The sequence below is a fragment of the Faecalicoccus pleomorphus DSM 20574 genome (assembly GCF_000420345.1).
Classification (GTDB): Bacteria; Bacillota_I; Bacilli_A; order Erysipelotrichales; family Erysipelotrichaceae; genus Faecalicoccus; species Faecalicoccus pleomorphus.
Map to the genome: position 1 here is coordinate 1 of NZ_ATUT01000021.1, position 20,904 is coordinate 20,904.

Sequence of the window (20,904 nt, forward strand, 5' to 3'; positions counted from 1 at the left end):
CTAACGGCACACCGGTAGGAATATTCACATTGATAATAGCTTCATCTGAAATATCATTTAAATATTTAAACAAAGCACGAAGTGAATTACCATGTACCACAATCAAGACGCTTTTATTCGCAAGTATATCTTTCTTGATCACTTGTTCAAAAAAAGTTAAAAAAACTTCAAAGTGATTAAAATGAATCGATATTGATTACTGTTATTCCATATTATTATGAACCTAATAAAAAATCTCCTTTGTGGTCTCTTATTAATACGTTCAAGGCTACAAAAGGAGATTTTAAAATTAAATTAATATGGACTTTTCATCCTGCGAGATTAACTCTTTTTTGTCTTTTTATAGAATAAAATCGTTAATATGCCCGTAAATAAACTTAAAGATACAAAAAATAAACTATTTACAAAAACTGCTGTTTTTACACTTTTCGATTTCTTTTTATCTGTATTTAGATCGTTACTTTCCTGTTTTTTTGAATCATTTGAACTAGAAGCATTTTCATTTGATTCATGATTCTGTGATCCATTATCTGTTGTTGCTTCTTTTTTCTCTTTCACATTAATATAGAATTGTTTATATGCATATTCACTATCAACGGCAATAGTATCTCCATTTTGTAGATAGTTTCCCATTACACCACTGCCTACTTTACCACCTAAAATTTCATATTTTTCAGGAATATCAAAAGATACAATATACTCTCCAAAAGGAACATTCTCTAATTTTGCACGATTGGAATCATCTTGACAGTTCAAAGTATATGTTTTACTTGAATCTTCCTTTGAGATTAAAGTCACCGGCATATTTTTCAATACACCCGATTCAACCAGCTTTCCATCCGTATGAAGATTGACTTCCACTTTTCCATATTTGATGACCGGCTGAGGTGCTTCTTTCTTTGTTACATTGATATACAGCTGTTTATATGCATATTCATTATCGATAGTAATCGTATCTGTGCTATGCATATAAGTGCCAGACACTCCGTAAGTACCGCCAAGATCTTCATAGCCGTCCAAAATATCAAACAGAACCATATACTCTCCAAAAGGAACATTCTCTAATTTTGCACGATTGGAATCATCTTGACAGTTCAAAGTATATGTTTTACTTGGATCTTCCTTTGAAATTAAAGTCACCGGCATATTTTTCAATACATCCGATTCAACCAGTTTTCCATCCGTATGAAGATTGACTTCTACTTTTCCATATTTTTCAACAGGTTGTGGTTCTTCTCTTTCCTTTATATTGATGTAAATCATGTTGTAAGCAAACTTTTGGTTTAAAGTCACTACATTCCCATTTTGAACATAAGTATCCGTACGTGGACCATTAGTATATACTCCACTTAATGTCACATAGTTTTCAGGTAGCTGAAACGAAACGACATAGTCTCCCAGTGGTATTGTCTTTTTTGTCTTAATGACATTAGAGCTGTCTTCACATGTCAGTGTGAAGGTTTGACTCGCATCGGTTGTCGATGTCAATGTAATCGGCAAATTCTTTAAAACATCCGAACTTTCAAGTCGACCATCCGTATGCAAATTGACCTGCACCATCCCCAATGCAGTATCTGCCTTTACAAAATGAAACGAACATACCGCAAATAAACATAATATGGGAATCACCAGTAATGATATTAATTTTTTCTTCATATTATCCTCCTAATCACAAATAAGCAAATCGCAATTTAATGCAACCAATCACTAGTAAGACCACGGTGAGTAAAGTTTATATCATCCCCTTATAAATCGAATATCAAGTTCTTTTGTTGACTCATATTATTCATTAGTCATTATAATAGAAACGTTCTTCGATATGAAGTATGAAAACAGCTGACTCTATAGAAAACATTTCAAAAAAAGAAAAACCTCTGATTTATAACCAAAGGTTTTTTACTACATCTTCATAAATTTTTTTGAAGGAATTTCTGTAATTGTATCTTAGTAGGCAATCCTTCATTATCACTCACATGCATAACTTGTATCACTTCGATGGTGTTGATTCAAATTACACAATGTTTTAAACGCCGATTTTCAGTATACCTCTCTTGATATCTGTTACAACCTTTAACAGTACAATCTGTTTAGTTTTATCTACGCAATTACTTCTTCCCCTGATTCTTGGCCGCATCCATCTTAGCCTGAATTTCTTCTGGATCTCCCAAATAACGATGCGATACAGCTTTTAGATTCTCGTTCAATTCCATAACTAACGGCACACCGGTAGGAATATTCACATTGATAATAGCTTCATCTGAAATATCATTTAAATATTTAAACAAAGCACGAAGTGAATTACCATGTGCCACAATCAAGACGCTTTTATTCGCAAGTATATCTTTCTTGATCACTTGTTCAAAATACGGAATAACTCGTGCAATCGTATCCTTCAAACTTTCTGTTAGTGGCAATTCTGTAGAATCAATATTCGCATACATCTTCTGAAGTGCAGGATTTCGATCATCATCCGGCATCAATGCCGGTGGTCGTACATCAAAAGAACGCCTCCAGATTTTGACTTGTTCTTCGCCATATTTTGCCGCTGTTTCCGCTTTGTTCAACCCCTGTAACGCACCATAGTGTCTTTCATTCAGCTTATAACTTTTAATCACAGGAATCCATTCTTCATCCAGTTGTGCCAGCACATGATTGGCCGTATGAATGGCTCTTTTTAAAACCGATGTATAGCACACATCAAAACTGAATCCTTCTTCTTTTAACGCTTTTCCGCCTTGCATCGCTTCCAAGTGTCCTTTTTCCGATAGATCCACGTCCGTCCATCCGGTAAATAAATTCTTTTGATTCCATTCACTTTCACCATGACGCACCAAAACAAGTTTATAGTTCATATAGTACACCTCTCTTCAGTTATACAATGCTAACTACAGTATAAATGACTAGCCTTTATAACCCAAGCAAGATGCTTAAAAAAGCATGCAGGCGCATGCTCTTATTCCAAATTCAATTTATGATTGGAAATCCAAACACTAATGGAATGGAAGATGATTCCAATGACCAAATTGTATAGTGTTACACCAATCAGGATGATCATCGCTGTCTCCCATTCATGACGTGTAGCAAATGTCACAAAAGAGTTTCCCAGGTGCCATCCGATTTCTGTATCGGCCGCCAAGCCAAATGCCATCATAAACACAAAGGCTATAGCCTGCAGACCAAAGCTGATCAAAAAATAGTAGGCAACACTTAATATTCCTTTTGCGCTGCGATGCATCTGCCCTAACATCATCGCCAAGACAAACATCGTAATCGATCCATAAACCGAAGCTAATGATAGAAAAGTCAATAGTACAAGTAAGATCACGTCTCTAAATGTCCAGTGAAAGCTTGTCAACAGCACTTTAAATTCCATAAAGTCAAAGGTTGGTATCACAATCAAAATAGAAAGTATAAACAGCACAAAAGAGATCAGAAACAAGACCAATCCAGTCATTTCTTTACTGATGATCAATGTGTTTCTGGATACTGGTAAAGTATTTGTCAAATAGCCTTCATCCTTTAACATGCTGTTGAAAAAATGACGAACACATACTACGATTGGCCAAATAATCAGGCAAAATAAGGATATGATATAAATAATGGTATAAAAGCCGGAAAACATTTGAAAGATCATCGTATCAAAGATCGGCCAATCTTGAATCCAATAGAAGATTCGAATTCCGATGGGCAATACCATCGACACCACATAGACAGGCCATGTGACTCTAAACAAAGCCTTTAAATCATATTTTAAACAAAGTCCTAACATCTGAAATCCTCCCGGAAAATCTGATCAATCGATTTTCCTTCACGCATCCGCAGCGGATCCGCCTGTTCATGGCGAGTAATACGACCGTGATCCAGGAAGATAACTTCATCCAACACTCTTTCGACATCCGCAATCAGATGAGTAGAAATTAAAATCGTGGAACCTTCGTCATAGCCGGATAAAATGGTATCCAATATATGATCTCTGGCAGCCGGATCGACACCTGCCATCGGTTCATCCAAAATATATAGTTTTGCCTTTCTGGACATTACTAAGATCAACTGCAATTTTTCTCTTGTTCCTTTTGACAAAGTTTTAATACGTCGATCAACCGGTATCGTAAATTCCTTTAATAAATCTTGTGCTTTTTGTATATCAAAATCTTTATAAAAATCTTGAAAATATCGCAAAATTTCGACTACTTTCATATTCGGATCCAAATACGATCTTTCCGGAAGATACGATACGATTTTCTTGGTTTCAATACCCGGTTTTTGTCCATTGACTTTGACAATTCCCTGATCCGGTACCAACAAATCATTGATCAGCTTGATCATCGTGCTCTTACCACTTCCATTCGTTCCAAGCAAGCCGATAATTCGTCCCGACTCTAAAGATAAATTGATCTGCTCTAAGGCTTTGATCGGACCAAAAGACTTACTGACTCGCTGAAGCTCTATAATATTCATCTTTTTACCTCATACTTTCTAATACTTCTATAATCTCATCCATGCCAAATCCTAATTGCTGCATAGACTTAAGAAAATCCCGGACCTGTGTTTTGGCCAGTTCTTTTTTCAACTGCCTAACCTTTTCTGGATCCGGATCCACATAACGCCCACTGGTTCTTTGCGAATGCACAAGACCTTCCATCTCCAAATAACTATATGCTCGCTGCATCGTATTGGGGTTGACCTGCATTTCCATTGCCATTTCTCGAACAGACGGCAATTTATCACCAGGTTTATATTCACCAGTAATGATCTTTATTTTGATCTGATCCACAATCTGCAAATAGATGGGACGCTCATTTGAGAACGAAATACTCACATAGACCCTCCTTTGTACTATTGTACTAGTTATCTAATACAATAGTACAGAACACATCCTTCTTTGTCAACACAGAAATTTCACATTATTTACTGATTGATTTTCTATAATTCTCTGTTAGGATTGAATTCGTAAGGTGGTTAGAATTATATGCAAGAAAATGTCTTCTTTTTCCTCACAATGAAAAAAGATGTGATCTTCTTTTATGATCATTTAAGCCTGGAGGAAGGCTTGCGTTTAATGCGTAAGCACGGCTTTACCGCAATGCCGGTCATTAACACCCATGGAGAATACGTGGGAACGATCAATGAAGGTGATTTCCTGTGGTATTTTATCGATCATCCAGATACAAGCTATGAGGAGTTACGTGACACACCAATCAAAGATTTGATTCGTAATGACTTTACGCCTCCGATGATGATCGATGCAACCCTGGATGAATTGTTTGCCCAATCCCTGAAACAAAACTTTGTTCCTATTGTAGATGATCGTAATATTTTTATAGGTATTGTAACTCGGAGCAATATATTAAAATATTTGATGAAAACACAAAAGAAAGTGCTTCCGCTTTTAAAACAGGGGCTACAGGAAGAATCAACCAACTAAGAGCACGACGTGCTCTTTTCACTTGTCTGAAAATAGTGTATGATGGTTTCAAATCAAAAGGAGCGATATCAATATGAAATCTGATGACGGGCACCCCCGCTATATACAAAATCATGAGGAAAGTCAGCTATGAAAGTCTTGATCTATACACTGATTTATCTTCTTTTGTTAGGCTTTTTGTCCCTTTGGCAAGGTACATTGAGTTTGATCAAGGTTTCCGAAAAGAGAAAAAAAGTACCGCAGTTAGTCACCATACAATTTTTAATTGGATTACTTTTATGCGGATACACTCTTCTGTTACAAGCAAAGCTTCAGCCTTATTTCACAAATGATTATTTAATGTATGGTGTGCTGTTAGTCTGGTGTACGTATTCTTTTATCATAGTGCATCGTTCATGCAAAGGCTTTGGCGTAAAAAAAGAAAAACAGCTGGCACGCCGTTTAAAACCATTGACCATGCTACTTCAAATCTTATGTACACCTCTTACTTTTTTTGTCCGCATCCCGGTATTAAACGAAAGTGAAGAAGTTACCGAAGAAGACATTCGCGAGATGATTCAGACCTCTCAGGAATCCGGTCATATAGAAGAACCACAAAAAGAGTTGTTTGACAATGTCTTTGAATTCGATGATACCAGTGTGGAAGAAATTTGCACACATCGAAGCGAAGTGATCTGTCTGTTTTTGGAAGATGACATGGATCAATGGAAACAGGTGATTCACGATAACCGTCACACATTTTATCCGATCTGCCAGGAGGATGAAGACGATGTTGTCGGTGTTTTAGATACCAGAGACTACTTCCGTATGGATGCACAAAATCAAGATTATATTTTAGCTCATGCCGTAGATAAGCCTTTGTTTGTATTAGAGAACACCAAAGCCGATGATTGTTTTATGGAAATGAAAAAGCGCAAATACTATTTTGCGATCGTCATCGATGAATATGGAGGCATGTCAGGGATTGTGACCCTTCATGATATTGTGGAAACCATTCTTGGTGAAATGTACGAAGAAGAGGACGAGGAAGAACCAGAAGAAATTCAGAAGCTGGATCAGAACTCTTTTCGTATATATGGCTCCGCCAGTCTGGAAGATGTACAAAAAGAGTTAAACATTCCATTGCCGGTACAAGATTACGATACCTTTGGCGGCTACTTATTAAGCAGTTATGGTTCTGTGCCGGATGATGGTGAACAATTTGATATTCACTTTGATCATATGGATGTCACCGTTAAAGAAATGAAAAATCACAGAGTGATGGAAACCATTGTCAACGTTATACAAAATGAGGAGGAAAATAAGGATGAAACTGTTACAGGAAGCGATTGAAAAACGTGGAGAAATTATTAATGATTCTATTTTAAAGGTCGATTCTTTTTTGAATCACCAAATCGATTGTGCCTTAATGGAACAAATCGGAATCGAATTTGCCAATTACTTTAAAGATAAGCATTTCACAAAGATCGTTACGATCGAATCCAGCGGTATCGCTCCTGCTGTATTTGCCGGTTTGAAAATGAACCTGCCTGTCATCTTTTTGAAAAAGAGTGAACCCAGCACGATGAAAGATCCGGTTTATACAGAAGCTTTCTCCTTTACCAAAAATCGAAAATATACGCTTTGTATGGAACGCAGCTGTTTAAACCCGGAAGACTCTGTTTTATTCATCGACGATTTTCTGGCAAATGGACAAGCCTTTATTTCAGCAGAAGATTTGGTTCATCAATGTAATGCCAAAATTAATGGAATCGGCATCGTAATCGAAAAAAGCTTTCAGAAAGGAAGACAGCTCATTGAAGAAAAAGGCTATGATATTTATTCACTGGCCCGTATTCAGGAAATGAAAGACAATAAAATCGTTTGGGCAAAGTAAAAGCAGCTTAGATTATTTCTGAGCTGCTTTCTGTTTATACGCTTCTAATTTGTCTTTCCTGCAAAAAGAGGTAAATGGACATTTTTGACACTGTGGATGACGTGCCGTACACAAATAACGGCCAAAAAAGATAAAATCATGATGACCCTGATTCCAGCGATCCCGATCAATTTTTCTTTTTAGCTTCTCTTCCACTTTTTCCACAGAATCATAAGGCTTGGCAAGCCCTAATCGCTTAGACACTCGATCAACATGCGTATCGACCGCAAAACTGGGGATATCAAAGGCCACGCTGCGCACTACATTGGCCGTCTTTCTTCCCACCCCGGCCAAAGACATTAAATCTTTATATGAGCTTGGCACAACGCCATTGAATTTAGCTTCCAGATCTTTGCTTAAAGCGGATATGGAACGAGCTTTATTTCGGTAAAGTCCTATGCGACGAATATAAGGTTCAATATTGCTGATGCTCGCCCTGGCCATTTCTTTACTGGTCGGATAGGCTTTAAAAAGCGCTGGTGTGACTTTATTGACGGATTCATCGGTTGTTTGTGCGCTTAATACAACGGCCACTAAAAGCTGAAATGGGCTTTCATGATGCAGTTCACACTTCGCATTGGGAAAAATTTCTTCGATCACATCCAGTATTTCATTGGCATTCATCGCTTACCACTCTCCACATCTTCTACACTGAGTCCCTTTTCTTTCCAGGATACCAATATACTTTCAATATAATTTAAATTTCTTTTTTCATATACAGCCGCTTCATTTAATGCACAAATGACCATACGCTCATCATAATAAGATGCCAGCTGTAAGATTCTTTCCATTTCCATAGAGCTTAACGTACGTTTAAACTCTGCTTCGAATTCTTCGATCAATGAACGATGCGATCCCTGTACTTTCTTTTGTTCCTGTGAATACACACCTTCAATATCAAATTGCAGACCACCTTGTTGATAGGTGATATTCAAATAACCTTTGTCAGCCAAAGTCACAAAAAGATTTTCCACTTCTTCTACATCAATATGCAGCTTTTGGGCAATCATTTCATGATGTATCGTTTTATGCATATCGTTATAATAATCGATCAACAATAAAACCAAAGCCTCTTTAGGCTCCAGATGTAAAGATTCCAGATGATCTAAGATCCATACCTTGTGATCCACATAAGGAGATGTCCAATCCATTATCGTGCCTCTCTTTCATAGACTCGAACCAGTGTATCATAATCCAACAATAAAAGCTTGCCGGAACCTCGTATCTCATAGACAGGGTTGTCATACCCATACCCCAGTTGCACACTATCGGCCTCTATTCCATAGGAATCCTGCGCCGTTTTTCGAGCTTTATCATAATCCAAAGTTCCGATATCTCGGGTGGTGATTTCTTTTCCTGTCGCATCAAACCAATAAAGCGTTTCTTCCGTATATCCCTGATAGGTCAAATAATCAAACTGATGCGATGTCAAACCTTCTATATTCTCGACTTCTTTTTCTATCGTATTTATTGTTTTGTTTGTGGTTTCTTCATAAATCCGGTTTGGTCCACTGATAAACAAAGACCATAAGACCAAAAAGGAAATCACAAAAAGCACTGCCAGCAGGATCGTAAAGCGTTTACCGTAATGTCTGTGTTTTTTTGCCATAAGATCCCCCTTTTCATGTTTCTTATTATACATGAATCTTTCTAAAAATCATCCCGCATACAAAAAGAAACAGGAAACTCAAGCGAATTTCCTGTAAAGATCTATTCTTTGGTTTTTTTGTCTTTTGGCAAAAATAAACTCAACAATAATGACACCACAAAGACACCGGCTACCGCATTTCCGTTAAAGATGTCACCTACCGCCTGTGGAAAGCAGGAGAAGAAGTTTCCGGAAGTCTGGGTTAAGCCGACACCGATACAGAAGGATAAAGAGACAATGATCATAGTACGATCATCAAATACGCATTCCTTCAACATTTTGATTCCTTCATACATGATTGAACCAAACATCATAACAGTGCAGCCACCCAACACGGATTGCGGAATCGAGTTAAACAAGGCACCTAATGGCGGAAACAAAGATGCAAGGATCAAAATAATAGCACCCATAAAGATCGTAAAACGATTGATCACACCGGTCATTGTTACTAAACCAACGTTTTGTGAAAAAGATGTTAGTGGCAGACAGCCAAAACAGCCGGAAATTGCGCTGGAAAAACCGTCAACTGCTAACGAACCTTGTAGTTCTTCGGTCTTGATATCTCGATTTAAAGCTCCGGTACAAACTGCGGTTGTTGCACCTGTCGTTTCTGCTGCCGATACCAAAAACACGATGGCGATTGTAAAGAAGGCACCTACATCAAAAAATAGGCTTATGCTCTGTCAAAAAGACAAGCTTAGGCAAGCTAAAATATCCAACCTGTGAAACTGTTTCAGAAATACCAGACAGATCTACCATCGGCGCAATCCCGGCGGCCGTAAAGACAGTGGCCAAAATATAACCAAAAACAAGTCCAACTAAGATATTCAGATTTTTATAAACCCCTTTTAAAAGGTAGCGGGAAACCAGGCAAACAATCAGTGTAAAGGCTCCGACAAATAAATGATACCAGGCGCCGAAATCTTCAACACCGCTACCGCCGCCCCAGGAGTCCATGCCAACCGACAACAAAGACAACCCAATCGCAATAACAACGCAGGCCGATACGACCGGAGTTAAAAAACGTCGCCAGTATTTTGCGCTCAAACCGACAAGACCTTCGAAGATACCACCGAGAATGACAGCGCCGACCATACCTTCATAACCAAGTGCCGGATTGGTGCAGATGATCAAAAGGCTGCCCAAGAAAGTAAAGCTGACTCCCATTACAATCGGCAGTCTTGAACCAATCTTCCAGAAAGAATAAAGCTGCATCGTTGTACCGATTCCAGCCGCAAACATGGCACACTGCAAAATCTGGGTAATTTCCGCAGCCGTCAGATGATTTTGGGTACCTTGTACGATGGCGGCTCCACAAACGATCATGACCGGTGCCAGGTTGGCCACAAACATCGCAAGCACATGTTGAAGCCCGAAAGGAATTGCCTTGCGTAAAGGGACTCGACCATTTAAACGATACAAGTTCTCTTCACATACCTCGGCAACCGGTGCTTCTTTCTCAAAATATGTTTTTTCTTTTTCCATCTTCTCTCCCTTTCCAAATATGTTCTTTATTTTACTTGCATACATCAATCCAATCAATAGGATTCGTCGTTTTTTCCAGCTCTTCTACACGCATTCGAATACAGGAATTGCTGCTGCCGCAGGCCGGATAGACATATTCCAATTGTTTTAAGCTTTGATCCAGATAAACCTTGACTCCTTCCTTTAAGCCAAACGGACATACACCACCGATCGCATGTCCCGTTCTTGCTTCGACTTGATCTCCATGAAGCATCTTTGCCTTCTTACCAAAGGTATTTTTATATTTCGCATTATCGATTCTGGCATCACCAACAGCTACGATAACAATCGCATCTCCATCAACATCAAAAGCTAATGTCTTGGCGATATCTCTAGGTTGACATCCCAGGGCATGGGCTGCCAGTTCAACGGTAGCACTGCTTTGGTCCAGTTCAACGATCCGATCTTCGATTCCTAATTCTTTAAATTGTCTTCTTACTCTTTCAATTGACATACTCTCTCTCCTTTATATACTGTCCATTATATTTTTCTTGCATACAAAAGTAAAATCCCTTACGATAAAATCATGCCTAGAATCAAAGAAGATGTGATTTCTACTATTGAAATCAAAAAAAGTCGCTTTCTTACTTATCTTCATCGGACCAATCAGGAAGAAGAAGCCAAAGATTTTTTAAAAATGATCAAGAAAGAGCATCCCGGCGCCAATCATCATTGCACCGCTATGATCATCGGATCGATCGTTCGCTCCAATGATGATGGGGAGCCTTCCGGTACAGCCGGTCATCCTATGTTGGATGTCCTCCAGGGAAAAGGAATGGAAGATATATTAGCTGTTGTCGTTCGTTATTTTGGTGGCACCAAGCTGGGAACCGGAGGCCTTGTAAAAGCCTATTCCGATTCCGTGAAGATTGCTTTGGAAAAAGCAGCTTTGACAGAAATGACGATGTTTAAAGAATATGAGATTACTTTCGGTTATGAATGGATCGGAAAGCTCGACGGATATTTTCGAAATCATCAGATTGAAATCATCTCCAAAGAATACGAACAAACAGTCACATATCATTATTTGACGCAGGAAGACATTACTCAGGATATTTTGGCATTATCCAATGGCGCTTTATTCTGCACTTATATCAAAGAGTATCCCAAAGAAAAAATAATCGAATCATGATATACTAAAGGCGGTGAAATCTATGAATTATTATTCTTTATTTGTCTTGTTCATTATCATATTATTGTTGATCGCATTTTTTCAGTTGTTGGCACCGATCCTATTACCACTTTTGATCATTTATGCGATTTATCGTCTTTTTATACCAAAAAAAAGAACGACCTATACTTCTTTTTATGAACAGGAAGATGATCCTTATGAAGATACAACTTCTTCCAATCCACCAAAGCATAATGCCATTGACGTAGAATACACGGAAAGCGATGTAGAGGATGATTCACATGATTCTTAATCACTCGCATGGCAAAGATAAGGAGATTCGGCGTCTTTTATCAAAATCGATGTTGAATATGGATCCGGTCACGATCAGCACTTGGATGAAATACAAATACGATCCCAATGGGATGTTCTGTATTTTAGAAGATCAAAAAATCGTTGCCTGTCTGCAGACAAAAGAACGAACTCTGCACTATGAAGGAAAGAAGTGTAAAGCTTTGATTCTTTCTTTAGCCTGCACTTTACCGGATTATCGCCAAAGGCATTATTTTTCACAACTGATGGAAGCCGCGATGAACTATGCCAACTGTAATCACATGCTTACACTTTGTTATACCAATTTCCCTAAGATCTTAGAGGCCAAAAGCTTTCAGAATGTTTCTAAAACAAAATACTATTGGCTGGAAATGGAAAACTGGTCACAGGGGGATCTAAAAAATGTGCGAACCTATCGTCCGGAAATGAATCTTTTTTCGATTTACACAGAATTCATGAAACATTTTGATGGCAGCATCCTTTTAAACAAAAACGAGTTTGATGAACAGATCCATTATTATATCAACTGCAATCATCGTATCGTAACCATGTATGATGGGGATACCTTATGTGGCTTTGCGATCTATAAAGTGATCCAAGATCATATTGAGATCGAAATCCTGATGTATATGGACTCTGCTTCTATATTCGACTTGTTGGCATATCTATCGACCCGATGTAAATCAGTCAGCTTTATTGTTTCCCAGGCCGAACGCTTTGAAAAACTTTTTCCTATGGAAATCCCAAGAAGTCAGGGAACTGTCCTGGCTCGTTTAAGCAATTACAAGCTTTTCTCCATTTGGTCCGGAAAGAATGTCCATCATGCCAAAGAGGCCTTTACGGCTTTAGAAAAACCGATGTGGAATCACATGATCGATTAAAGATAGTGACTGCGCCACTGGTAGTATTCCTCGTCTTTTAAGGAAGAATCAGATTCTTCCTTTTTTTCATATAGAATAAAGGAATGTGTTTTAAATAACTCCAAAAAATCTTCCTGTGATACTTTGGCCGTCCATTGTGGTGCCTTTAGATACACTTGCTTCTCTTTCATAAAAAGGATCAGCTGTCCCGAAGAAATAAGAACTTCTCCTTTTTCTAAATATAAATATGCTTCTTTACTGCTTTCGATCGTTTCCATAAATTGATTGTATCATAGAATTGTTACGCAAAAAAAGATGTTGATCATCAACACCTTTATACCAGAATCGCATCCTCTGCAGTAAAGCTTTCCAATGAATTTTCTTTTACCTGAATACAAATATAAGTCATATCCGTATTCGCAAAGAACTGTCTTTTTCCTGCCGGCTTAATTTTGATCCAGTCTCCCTGTGACAATACGATTTCTTCCTTATCAACAATGACTTTACCATTTCCTTTTTCAATGTAATAAATTTCCTCATTTTGCTTATGTGCATGGACAAAAGGGACATGTTCTCCTGCCGGTAAAGTATTGATACTGATCTCAGCACCGGTCAGTCCTAGCTTTTCATGAAGCTCTATGCGTGCTCCTTGTTCTTTCGATACTTTTGTATAATTCGCCATAACTTTTCCTCCTTCTTTTTACACAGTTACTATAAATCGCAATGCATCCAAATACTAGTACGCACTTAAAAGTAACTGCGCAATTTATATTGAATATGTGCTACAATACGCTCATGAAAACGAAGAAAAAATTACCGGAATGTCCGGTTGCGACAACCGTATCTCTGATTGGAAGTAAATGGAAGCTGTTGATTTTACGAAATCTGATCAAACGCCCCTGGCGATTTAATGAGTTGATGCGATCCTTAGATGGCATTTCTCAAAAGGTACTGACAACCAGTTTAAGAGAACTTCAAAGTGATGGCATTATCTATCGAAAAGACTATCAATGTAACCCGCCAAAGGTTGAATATGGCATTACAGATCTAGGCTTGCATTTACAGGTTCTATTGGATCAAATGGCTGCTTTTGGCGATTATTATAAAAGCCAAATATAAAAACGACTATCCATGCGATAGTCGTTTTTGATTTAGTCTAAATAGTATTCTTTTAATACCTGGAAGTAAGCTCTAGGATGTGCACATACAGGACATACTTCCGGTGCTTCTTTTCCAACATGGATATGACCGCAGTTCAGGCAGATCCATACTGTTTCTGTTGGACTTGTAAAGAAAGTATTTTCTTCTACTTCCTTCAACATTGCGCGATAACGTGCTTCATGATGTTTTTCAATTGCTGCTACGCCTTCCATCTGTGCTGCAATCGTATCGAATCCTTCTTCTCTTGCTGTAGCAGCCATTTCTTTATACATATCTGTCCATTCATAGTTTTCACCGGCAGCTGCATCTTCCAAATTCACTGTAGTTGTAGGAACTTTTCCACCATGCAGCGCTTTAAACCATAACTTCGCATGTTCTTTTTCATTTTTTGAAGTTTCTTCAAAGATATTCTGAATTTTCACATACCCGTCTTTTTTTGCCTGAGAAGCATAGTATTGGTATTTGATGCTTGCCTGACTTTCTCCGGCAAAAGCCGCCATTAAATTTTGTTCAGTTTTTGAACCTTTTAATTCCATAATAGAACCTCCTTATACCTATTCAAAGTATATCAGTGAAAGCCTACCAAATCAATCATTATTCGCCCAATTTGGGGTTTGATTCCCACGTTGCACCAAGATTGCTTTTTGAAACTGTGTCTGATTTAAAAACTCTAAAATTTTTACTTTTTCTTCTTCATCACATCCTACTAAAAGCTTCACTTCACAGTCTTTTTTCAAGATATCGGCACTAATGACAATAGCGCCTACATTGTGCGCCGATTTTTTGCCTTTGAACACATGGATCGGTTGTGTATCCGTTCCCACTGTATCCTGCAGATAACCATAGTCGACCGGATAAATCAAATTGGCATAGACCGGATGACTGCTTCCCTGTGGATGATCGATCTTACAGGTACTGCTTAAAAGCAGTGTATCCATCTTCTGCCAAAAATATGCATTGTTTTCAAGTTGTTCCATTTTAAAGCTCTCCTTCTTATCTATTCCTTGTTACTTTGCCTGACCGTTTTCGACAAATGACCAAAAATCTTGCGGCTCTGCTTGATTAAAATCAATGGTCGAATCCACATCCCACAACGAAACTTCATGTGTCAGATCATTATAGCCGATTCCAGCCTGTATTGCCTTACCATCCTCTACGATATAAAGACTTGGTGTATATAAAAAGTAAGGTGCCATTTTCAAAAGAATCTGTCCATCTTCGTTGGTCGTAACCAAAGTCATATCTTCTTCCTTTTCCCGTTTTAGATCAAAATCAGTACTGTCCAGCTTATAGAGCACCAGGCCTGCATGTTCCTGTTTAGTTTCTTCAATATAAGCATCCAATGCCTCACAATAGCTGCAGCCTTCGCGCTCTACGATTACCACAAAATCTTCTTTGTCATCCAGCTTTTCCTGCAGTTCTTTGGCATCGATTTCCACTTCCTGAAAAGCTTCCTGCGAACTACATCCACTCAACAGTACCAGACAACACAAACTTAAACACGAAAGGAATTTCTTCAAATTTCTTCACCTATCCTTTTATTTCATTTTTGCGATCGCATCGATCGTTTTTGTGATCGAATATGCTAAATTTTCCAGTTTTTGCGGCCCTGTCTTCAATGCCGTCATAAAATCCATGGCTCGATCTGCACTAGAGAATACACCGGCAAAGCCGGCATCATACAAATCCATATATCCGATACCAAGTGCGCCGCTTAGACAAAATACCGGCTTTCCATGCCTTTTTGCCAGCTGACCTACACCATATGGCACTTTGCCATAAAGCGTTTGATGATCACTTTGCCCCTCACCGGTAATCACGATATCACTTTGGGCGATCACATCTTCCAAATGATATTCCTGCATACATAATTGAATGCCGGGAACCATTTTGGCATGCAGAAGCCCTGTCAAAACCGCTCCAATACCACCGGAGGATCCGGAGCCTTCATACTGATTGATATCTACATGAAAAAACTCATAGATCTTATCGCGGTAATGTCGCATGGCTTGATCGACCGCTTCTAACTGTGTCGGATATAAACCTTTCTGTTTTCCAAAAGTATAAGCAGAGCCTTGTTTGCCCAACAGATGATTGTTGACATCGACCGCAATTAGGATTTCGACATCGTTCCAATCCACAAAGTGTCGCTTATCGATATAATCAACCTGCCCCAAGCTATAAATACCGGCTCTTAACCGTCGGTGCGAGGCATCAAAAAAATGCAGTCCTAACTCTTGCAGCATGCCCATGCCGCCATCGGTTGTACTGGTACCACCTATTCCCAATAAGATCTTCTTATATCCTTTGGCTACCGCATCTTTTAATAAAAGTCCTACGCCTCGGCTATTGGCAATCATTGGATTTCGCTTTTCTCTTTCCACCATATTTAATCCAATACAGCTGGCAACCTCCATAATCGCCATATTCTGCTCAGGTACGATACCATAAGTGACTTCAATCGTCTTTCCATATGCATCCAAAACTTGCGCTGTGCTTGTATCGCCATGGTAAATATTACGGAAAATCTCAGCGGTTCCTTCTCCACCATCGCACATAGGAAACTCATATACAGTATGACTTTCATTTGCGCTTTGAATTCCGGAACGAATACATCTGCAAACTTGTACCGAAGACATGCAGCCTTTAAAGGAATCACATGCAACTACAAATTTCATATATTCATTCTAACATACTTTACATCGAATGTATGAAAAAACAAATCCTTTTTGTTTCTTATTTTCATAATTTACATTTTTATGAAAACAACATATTGTTTCCCTTTTTGTGAAAAAAAACACAAAAAGGAGATTTTCATGTCTTTAAAACGTGATATAATCTGAATATTGAAAATCGAAAGGAATTCTTTATGAAAAAACATATATTGATCGGTGTAACCGGAGGTATAGCCGCTTATAAAGCCTGCGACCTGGTCAGCCAACTAAAAAAACAAGATATGGAGGTTCGCGTCATGATGACAAGTCACGCGGCAGAATTTGTTTCTCCTTTGACGTTTACGACCTTATCCTCTCATCCATGCGAAGTTGACCTCTTTGACCCATCCAATCCGGACCCTATCGCCCATATCAGTCTTGCGAAATGGGCCGATCTGGTGCTTTTGATTCCCTGCACGGCCAACGTGCTTGCTAAAGTCGTGCATGGCATTAGTGATGATCTGGTCACAACGACATTTTTGGCCTGCACCTGTCCAAAATGGATAGCTCCGGCCATGAATGTTCATATGTATGAAAATCCAGTCACACAAAACAATTTAAAGCTTGCCAGAGAATTAGGCTACCAAATCATTGAGCCGGTTGTTGGTCATCTGGCATGTGATGATACCGGAAAAGGAAAATTAGCCGATATCTATACTGTACGCGACATGATCGTGCGCTCCTTTCAACAAGAAAAAAACTTATCAAACAAAAAGGTGCTGATCACGGCCGGACCCACACAGGAAGCTATCGATCCGGTGCGATTTATATCCAATCATTCCAGCGGCAAACAAGGCTATGCGATTGCCAAGGCTGCCAAAGAATTAGGAGCGGATGTCACCTTAGTATCCGGGCCGGTTTCTTTACCACCGGTCGATGGTGTTCATACCATTCCTGTGACAACTGCTCTGGATATGTTTGAAGTGATGAAGGAAGAAGCACAGAAAGCAGACTATATCGTTATGGCTGCAGCCGTAGCGGATTATCGTCCTGCCAAAGTCGCATCCGATAAAATCAAAAAGACAAAGGAAGAAACGCAAATCGAAATGGTGCCTAATCCAGATATACTGGCATGGATCGGCCAGCACAAACAAGAAAATCAGATTGTCTGTGGATTTGCGATGGAAACCAAAGATTTAGATAAAAACGCACAAGAGAAATGCATTCGCAAAAACTGTGATCTGTTGATCGCCAACAATCTAAAAGTAGAAGGTGCCGGTTTTCAGACCGATACGAATGTCGTGACGCTCGTTTCAAAAAACACCTTGAAGCATTTGCCAAAATGCACAAAAGAAGAATTAGGCTTTTTGATCTTGCGTACCATGAAAGAAATTGAAGAAGGGAAATCTTTATGTTAGTTGCCATTGATATTGGAAATACAAACATCACCATCGGTATATTTGATCAAGATACTTTGATTGGAAATTATCGCTTAACGACCAAAGTTCGTCGTACCAGTGATGAATATGGATTTATGTTGAAAACATTTTTGGATAATTCCAAAGTCTATAAAGAAGATATTGAAGACGTTATCGTATCCAGCGTTGTTCCGAAAGTCATGCACTCATTTCAAAATGGAATCGTCAAATTCTTAGGCATAGAACCTTTGATCGTACGTCCCGGTATTAAAAGCGGTATCAGCGTACAACTGGAAAACCCGAAAAGTGTGGGTTCCGATCGAATTGCCGATTGCGCCGGAGCTTACTTTGAGTATGGAGGCCCTGTCCTTGTCATTGACTTTGGAACCGCGACCACTTATGACTATGTCGATGAAAATGGTTGTTTTAAAGCTGGTTCAATCAGTGTCGGTATTGAAACCGGTGCCAATGCCTTATGGACACAAACAGCCCAGCTTCCTGAAATTGAAATCAAAAGACCTACTACGATCTTAGCCAAAAACACGAAAGCCGAGATGCAGGGCGGAATCTTTTATCAATATCTAGGCGGTGTGGAATATACCATTAAACAATACCGCAAAGAAATCGGAAAAGATTTCAAAGTCATCGCAACAGGTGGTTTAGGTCGTGTGGTTTGTTCCCATATCCCTTTGGTCGATGTCTACGATCCAAACCTCATCTTCAAAGGACTAAAAATCATCTACGATAAAAACAAGGAGTCCGAATAACTCCTTGTTTTTGTTATGACTATCTAGATATTGGATCGATATTACGAATTAAGATTATCTTACATGCATCAAAGTACTTTTTGATACATATACATAAAGAACCGTACATTTCATATCCCTATAAGATGTTATCGCAATTCTCTCCAAACAAAGCAGTTTAAAGTAGAGTAAAAACATAAATACCATCCAAAACCAGTTATCAATAAATATAAACTATAAATGGTTAAACATATTGTTTCAAAAATTAAATGGCTCTTCTGTACTAAATGTGGGTAGATCTTTATCAAAAGAATGAATATCGCTTTTATTCATCGTATAAAATAAGAATATTTGAATATAAGAAAACCATATGGTATTTTTCTTAAGCGACCAAACCAAGAAAGGAATACCATATGGCACTTAAAAAATTACTAAAATCCATTCTCAATGTCAATTGTATCAAGATAATTAATGCAGAATTTGATCATGTTTCATCTTCTCTATATATTCGTGTTGAAATCACAAAAGGACAAAGATCCCGTTGTTCAGTCTGTGGCAGAAAGTGCAACGGATATGATTCTACTACTGAATACAGGTCTTGGAGAGCTTTAGATTTTGGACCCTGTAGAGTATATATTCTTTCCCATGTGAATCGTGTTCAATGCCCTGTCCATGGAATCCATACCGAACAGGTTCCATGGGCTCACCATCATTCCGGTTTTACCAGGGAATTTGAACAGCAGGTCGCTTATCTGGCTTTGCATCTCAACCGCACGGAAGTATCGAAACTGATGCGTATCAATTGGCGTACTGTAGGTATGATTCTTTCACGTACAAAGGATCGTCTTGAACCGGACAGTTCCATACGATTCAAAAACTTGAGACGAATTGGTATTGATGAAACGAGTTATCGCAAAGGCCACAAATATATTACGGTTGTCGTAGATCATGATACGAATCAAGTGATCTGGGTAGGCAAAGGCACGGGGAAAGAAGTGTTAAGTTCTTTCTTTGCCCTTTTAACACAGGAACAAAGAGAATCTATTGAACTGACATCCGCTGATGGAGCCCGATCAGTTAAAAGAAGGACTAAGAAAAGTGTTTCAGTGCAGGAAGGATACAATAGAGAAAGAATTAAAAGCCTGGTTGTCATGGGCATGTCGAAGCAAGCTGAAACCATTTGTAGAATTAAGCAAAAAGATACGGCGACATAAGGACGCGATCATTGCGACCGTAAGACATGGATTATCGAATGCGCGTATAGAATCCATCAATAACAAGATCAAAGTGTTGATACGAAAGTCATATGGATTCAGGAATATACAGAATCTTATCGATATGATCATGATCGTATGTTCCCGGTTATACTATGAAATCAAACTATCTTATAAGCTTAGATGATTTCTACCCACACTTAGTGCAGATGCTTCAATTAAATAGACGTTTTTACTGCTACTCTTCGTTTTTTTTATCACTGCAAACCAGATTACAAATAACATCAGCATAAAACCGTGAAACACGTACTCTGAATTCATGCTACTCTCCTATAAGTTGTCTTTTTATAAGCATACGGAGGTTGCGAACATTGTAAAGAGTTTGGTGGATATGGACAAGATGCGTCTTTTTGCATATACTGTGTAATTTCAAACCTTGCTTTGGGTGCAGAACCAATGGAATTCACCAATGCTTTGGTCACATACTCACAAGGATTTCCTAATCCAGTTATGCTAATAACTTTACAAGCCCAACTCACAATAGATCCTGCTGTTCCAACAAATTTACCCAACTCAACAATTCCTTGCCAGAGAAGTATCAATCCTGCAGACCTTGCCTGATTCTTAGCATTTGAAATATTTTTAATGGCTTCCTCATCTGATTTTGTCAGCGGTGTAAAAACTTCTACCAGATTCTGATCAATAATGTGCGTTATACTCGCTGTTCCATCTGCATAATATTCAATAATTATATTCTCATCGGTAAAATCTAAATTCTCATTGTTCATCACTGCATTTAAAAACTCTTGATTTTCAACCGTGCCATGATCAATTAGCGTTCGAACCGGACATCCGTATCCATTTTCCTCAGCTCGTACATTCATATTAAAAACAC

The 20,904-nt window shown here is 38.6% G+C and carries 29 protein-coding genes; 11 read left to right on the top strand and 18 right to left on the bottom strand.

Translation table 11 applies throughout. From position 1 onward, the window contains the following. Nucleotides 1–321 precede the first annotated feature (321 nt). The 5 genes from G413_RS0108615 to G413_RS0108635 form a co-directional block, all read right to left on the bottom strand. Complete coding sequence (locus tag G413_RS0108615; RefSeq protein WP_022790488.1) at nt 322–1,656, bottom strand: hypothetical protein; 1,335 nt, start codon at nt 1,654–1,656, stop codon at nt 322–324. Nucleotides 1,657–2,105: 449 nt separating this feature from the next. Next, on the bottom strand, nt 2,106–2,852 hold the full coding sequence (gene gpmA, locus G413_RS0108620; RefSeq protein WP_022790489.1) for a 2,3-diphosphoglycerate-dependent phosphoglycerate mutase: 747 nt from the start codon (nt 2,850–2,852) through the stop codon (nt 2,106–2,108). Nucleotides 2,853–2,953: 101 nt separating this feature from the next. Further along, nucleotides 2,954–3,769 (bottom strand): hypothetical protein, encoded by an 816-nt coding sequence (locus G413_RS0108625; RefSeq protein ID WP_022790490.1) that lies wholly within the window; start codon nt 3,767–3,769, stop codon nt 2,954–2,956. After that, entirely contained in the window at nt 3,763–4,458 is a 696-nt protein-coding gene (locus G413_RS0108630) for an ABC transporter ATP-binding protein (protein ID WP_022790491.1), read from the bottom strand. Before G413_RS0108630 ends, G413_RS0108625 begins: the two co-directional genes overlap by 7 nt. Before the next feature lie 4 nt (nt 4,459–4,462). Next, nucleotides 4,463–4,819 carry a GntR family transcriptional regulator gene (locus G413_RS0108635; protein ID WP_022790492.1) on the bottom strand — a complete coding sequence of 119 codons (357 nt, stop codon included), beginning with the start codon at nt 4,817–4,819 and terminating at the stop codon, nt 4,463–4,465. A 150-nt stretch (nt 4,820–4,969) separates the two neighbouring features. Here G413_RS0108635 and G413_RS11345 point away from each other — a divergent pair, with 150 nt between their 5' ends. From G413_RS11345 to G413_RS0108650, 3 genes are all read left to right on the top strand, one after another. Beyond that, the gene (locus G413_RS11345; protein ID WP_022790493.1) at nt 4,970–5,425 is read left to right on the top strand and encodes a CBS domain-containing protein; all 456 of its coding nucleotides are present in this window, start codon (nt 4,970–4,972) and stop codon (nt 5,423–5,425) included. Nucleotides 5,426–5,554: 129 nt separating this feature from the next. Next, nucleotides 5,555–6,757 (top strand): hemolysin family protein, encoded by a 1,203-nt coding sequence (locus G413_RS11350; protein ID WP_022790494.1) that lies wholly within the window; start codon nt 5,555–5,557, stop codon nt 6,755–6,757. Beyond that, on the top strand, nt 6,732–7,301 hold the full coding sequence (locus G413_RS0108650; protein WP_022790495.1) for a xanthine phosphoribosyltransferase: 570 nt from the start codon (nt 6,732–6,734) through the stop codon (nt 7,299–7,301). The genes G413_RS11350 and G413_RS0108650 overlap by 26 nt, the downstream gene beginning before the upstream one ends. A 12-nt stretch (nt 7,302–7,313) precedes the next feature. Here G413_RS0108650 and nth read toward each other — a convergent pair whose 3' ends face one another. The 6 genes from nth to G413_RS0108675 all read right to left on the bottom strand — a co-directional run bounded on the left by nth (nt 7,314) and on the right by G413_RS0108675 (nt 10,966). After that, the gene (gene nth / locus G413_RS0108655) at nt 7,314–7,964 is read right to left on the bottom strand and encodes an endonuclease III (RefSeq protein ID WP_022790496.1); all 651 of its coding nucleotides are present in this window, start codon (nt 7,962–7,964) and stop codon (nt 7,314–7,316) included. Further along, nucleotides 7,961–8,491 carry a DnaD domain-containing protein gene (locus tag G413_RS0108660; RefSeq protein WP_022790497.1) on the bottom strand — a complete coding sequence of 177 codons (531 nt, stop codon included), beginning with the start codon at nt 8,489–8,491 and terminating at the stop codon, nt 7,961–7,963. Before G413_RS0108660 ends, nth begins: the two co-directional genes overlap by 4 nt. Continuing rightward, nucleotides 8,491–8,949: a hypothetical protein gene (locus tag G413_RS11355; RefSeq protein WP_022790498.1), complete on the bottom strand. Its 459-nt coding sequence runs from the start codon at nt 8,947–8,949 to the stop codon at nt 8,491–8,493. Before G413_RS11355 ends, G413_RS0108660 begins: the two co-directional genes overlap by 1 nt. 101 nt (nt 8,950–9,050) lie before the next feature. Further along, nucleotides 9,051–9,620: a solute carrier family 23 protein gene (locus G413_RS12500; protein WP_282705398.1), complete on the bottom strand. Its 570-nt coding sequence runs from the start codon at nt 9,618–9,620 to the stop codon at nt 9,051–9,053. 28 nt (nt 9,621–9,648) lie between these two features. Then, on the bottom strand, nt 9,649–10,473 hold the full coding sequence (locus G413_RS12505) for a uracil-xanthine permease family protein (RefSeq protein WP_282705399.1): 825 nt from the start codon (nt 10,471–10,473) through the stop codon (nt 9,649–9,651). Nucleotides 10,474–10,504: 31 nt separating this feature from the next. Beyond that, the gene (locus G413_RS0108675; protein WP_022790499.1) at nt 10,505–10,966 is read right to left on the bottom strand and encodes a YbaK/EbsC family protein; all 462 of its coding nucleotides are present in this window, start codon (nt 10,964–10,966) and stop codon (nt 10,505–10,507) included. Nucleotides 10,967–11,038: 72 nt separating this feature from the next. On the opposite strand from G413_RS0108675, the gene G413_RS0108680 reads away from it, so the two are divergent. From G413_RS0108680 to G413_RS0108690, 3 genes are read left to right on the top strand one after another with little or no spacing between them, the layout of a single operon-like run. Further along, nucleotides 11,039–11,644, top strand: a complete 606-nt coding sequence (locus G413_RS0108680) for a YigZ family protein (RefSeq protein WP_022790500.1) — start codon at nt 11,039–11,041, stop codon at nt 11,642–11,644. A gap of 22 nt (nt 11,645–11,666) precedes the next feature. Further along, on the top strand, nt 11,667–11,936 hold the full coding sequence (locus G413_RS0108685) for a hypothetical protein (RefSeq protein ID WP_022790501.1): 270 nt from the start codon (nt 11,667–11,669) through the stop codon (nt 11,934–11,936). Continuing rightward, nucleotides 11,926–12,837 (top strand): GNAT family N-acetyltransferase, encoded by a 912-nt coding sequence (locus tag G413_RS0108690; RefSeq protein ID WP_022790502.1) that lies wholly within the window; start codon nt 11,926–11,928, stop codon nt 12,835–12,837. Before G413_RS0108685 ends, G413_RS0108690 begins: the two co-directional genes overlap by 11 nt. On the opposite strand, the gene G413_RS0108695 is transcribed toward G413_RS0108690, so the two are convergent. Continuing rightward, nucleotides 12,834–13,094, bottom strand: coding sequence for a hypothetical protein (locus G413_RS0108695; RefSeq protein ID WP_022790503.1), 261 nt, complete (start codon nt 13,092–13,094; stop codon nt 12,834–12,836). The genes G413_RS0108690 and G413_RS0108695 overlap by 4 nt on opposite strands. Nucleotides 13,095–13,150: 56 nt before the next feature. Next, nucleotides 13,151–13,498, bottom strand: a complete 348-nt coding sequence (locus G413_RS0108700; protein WP_022790504.1) for a cupin domain-containing protein — start codon at nt 13,496–13,498, stop codon at nt 13,151–13,153. Nucleotides 13,499–13,611: 113 nt separating this feature from the next. On the opposite strand from G413_RS0108700, the gene G413_RS0108705 reads away from it, so the two are divergent. Further along, a complete protein-coding gene (locus G413_RS0108705; protein ID WP_022790505.1) occupies nt 13,612–13,935 on the top strand; it encodes a winged helix-turn-helix transcriptional regulator in 324 nt (107 codons plus the stop codon). Nucleotides 13,936–13,967: 32 nt separating this feature from the next. Here G413_RS0108705 and rbr read toward each other — a convergent pair whose 3' ends face one another. The 4 genes from rbr to G413_RS0108725 are packed head-to-tail and all read right to left on the bottom strand — an operon-like array spanning nt 13,968 to nt 16,655. Further along, nucleotides 13,968–14,513 (bottom strand): rubrerythrin, encoded by a 546-nt coding sequence (gene rbr, locus G413_RS0108710; RefSeq protein ID WP_022790506.1) that lies wholly within the window; start codon nt 14,511–14,513, stop codon nt 13,968–13,970. A 51-nt stretch (nt 14,514–14,564) separates the two neighbouring features. Next, nucleotides 14,565–14,954 (bottom strand): hypothetical protein, encoded by a 390-nt coding sequence (locus G413_RS0108715; protein ID WP_022790507.1) that lies wholly within the window; start codon nt 14,952–14,954, stop codon nt 14,565–14,567. Nucleotides 14,955–14,984: 30 nt separating this feature from the next. Continuing rightward, on the bottom strand, nt 14,985–15,497 hold the full coding sequence (locus G413_RS0108720; RefSeq protein WP_022790508.1) for a hypothetical protein: 513 nt from the start codon (nt 15,495–15,497) through the stop codon (nt 14,985–14,987). An 18-nt stretch (nt 15,498–15,515) separates the two neighbouring features. Continuing rightward, complete coding sequence (locus tag G413_RS0108725; protein WP_022790509.1) at nt 15,516–16,655, bottom strand: glycerate kinase family protein; 1,140 nt, start codon at nt 16,653–16,655, stop codon at nt 15,516–15,518. 191 nt (nt 16,656–16,846) lie between these two features. Here G413_RS0108725 and coaBC point away from each other — a divergent pair, with 191 nt between their 5' ends. From coaBC to G413_RS12595, 4 genes are all read left to right on the top strand, one after another. Continuing rightward, nucleotides 16,847–18,049 (top strand): bifunctional phosphopantothenoylcysteine decarboxylase/phosphopantothenate--cysteine ligase CoaBC, encoded by a 1,203-nt coding sequence (gene coaBC, locus G413_RS0108730; protein ID WP_022790510.1) that lies wholly within the window; start codon nt 16,847–16,849, stop codon nt 18,047–18,049. Then, on the top strand, nt 18,043–18,816 hold the full coding sequence (locus G413_RS0108735; protein WP_022790511.1) for a type III pantothenate kinase: 774 nt from the start codon (nt 18,043–18,045) through the stop codon (nt 18,814–18,816). The genes coaBC and G413_RS0108735 overlap by 7 nt, the downstream gene beginning before the upstream one ends. A 392-nt stretch (nt 18,817–19,208) precedes the next feature. Further along, entirely contained in the window at nt 19,209–20,009 is an 801-nt protein-coding gene (locus G413_RS12110) for a transposase (protein ID WP_022790512.1), read from the top strand. Then, nucleotides 19,894–20,196: a transposase gene (locus G413_RS12595; protein WP_172459582.1), complete on the top strand. Its 303-nt coding sequence runs from the start codon at nt 19,894–19,896 to the stop codon at nt 20,194–20,196. Before G413_RS12110 ends, G413_RS12595 begins: the two co-directional genes overlap by 116 nt. Before the next feature lie 130 nt (nt 20,197–20,326). On the opposite strand, the gene G413_RS0108750 is transcribed toward G413_RS12595, so the two are convergent. Beyond that, nucleotides 20,327–20,893 carry a hypothetical protein gene (locus G413_RS0108750; RefSeq protein ID WP_022790514.1) on the bottom strand — a complete coding sequence of 189 codons (567 nt, stop codon included), beginning with the start codon at nt 20,891–20,893 and terminating at the stop codon, nt 20,327–20,329. Nucleotides 20,894–20,904 lie beyond the last annotated feature (11 nt).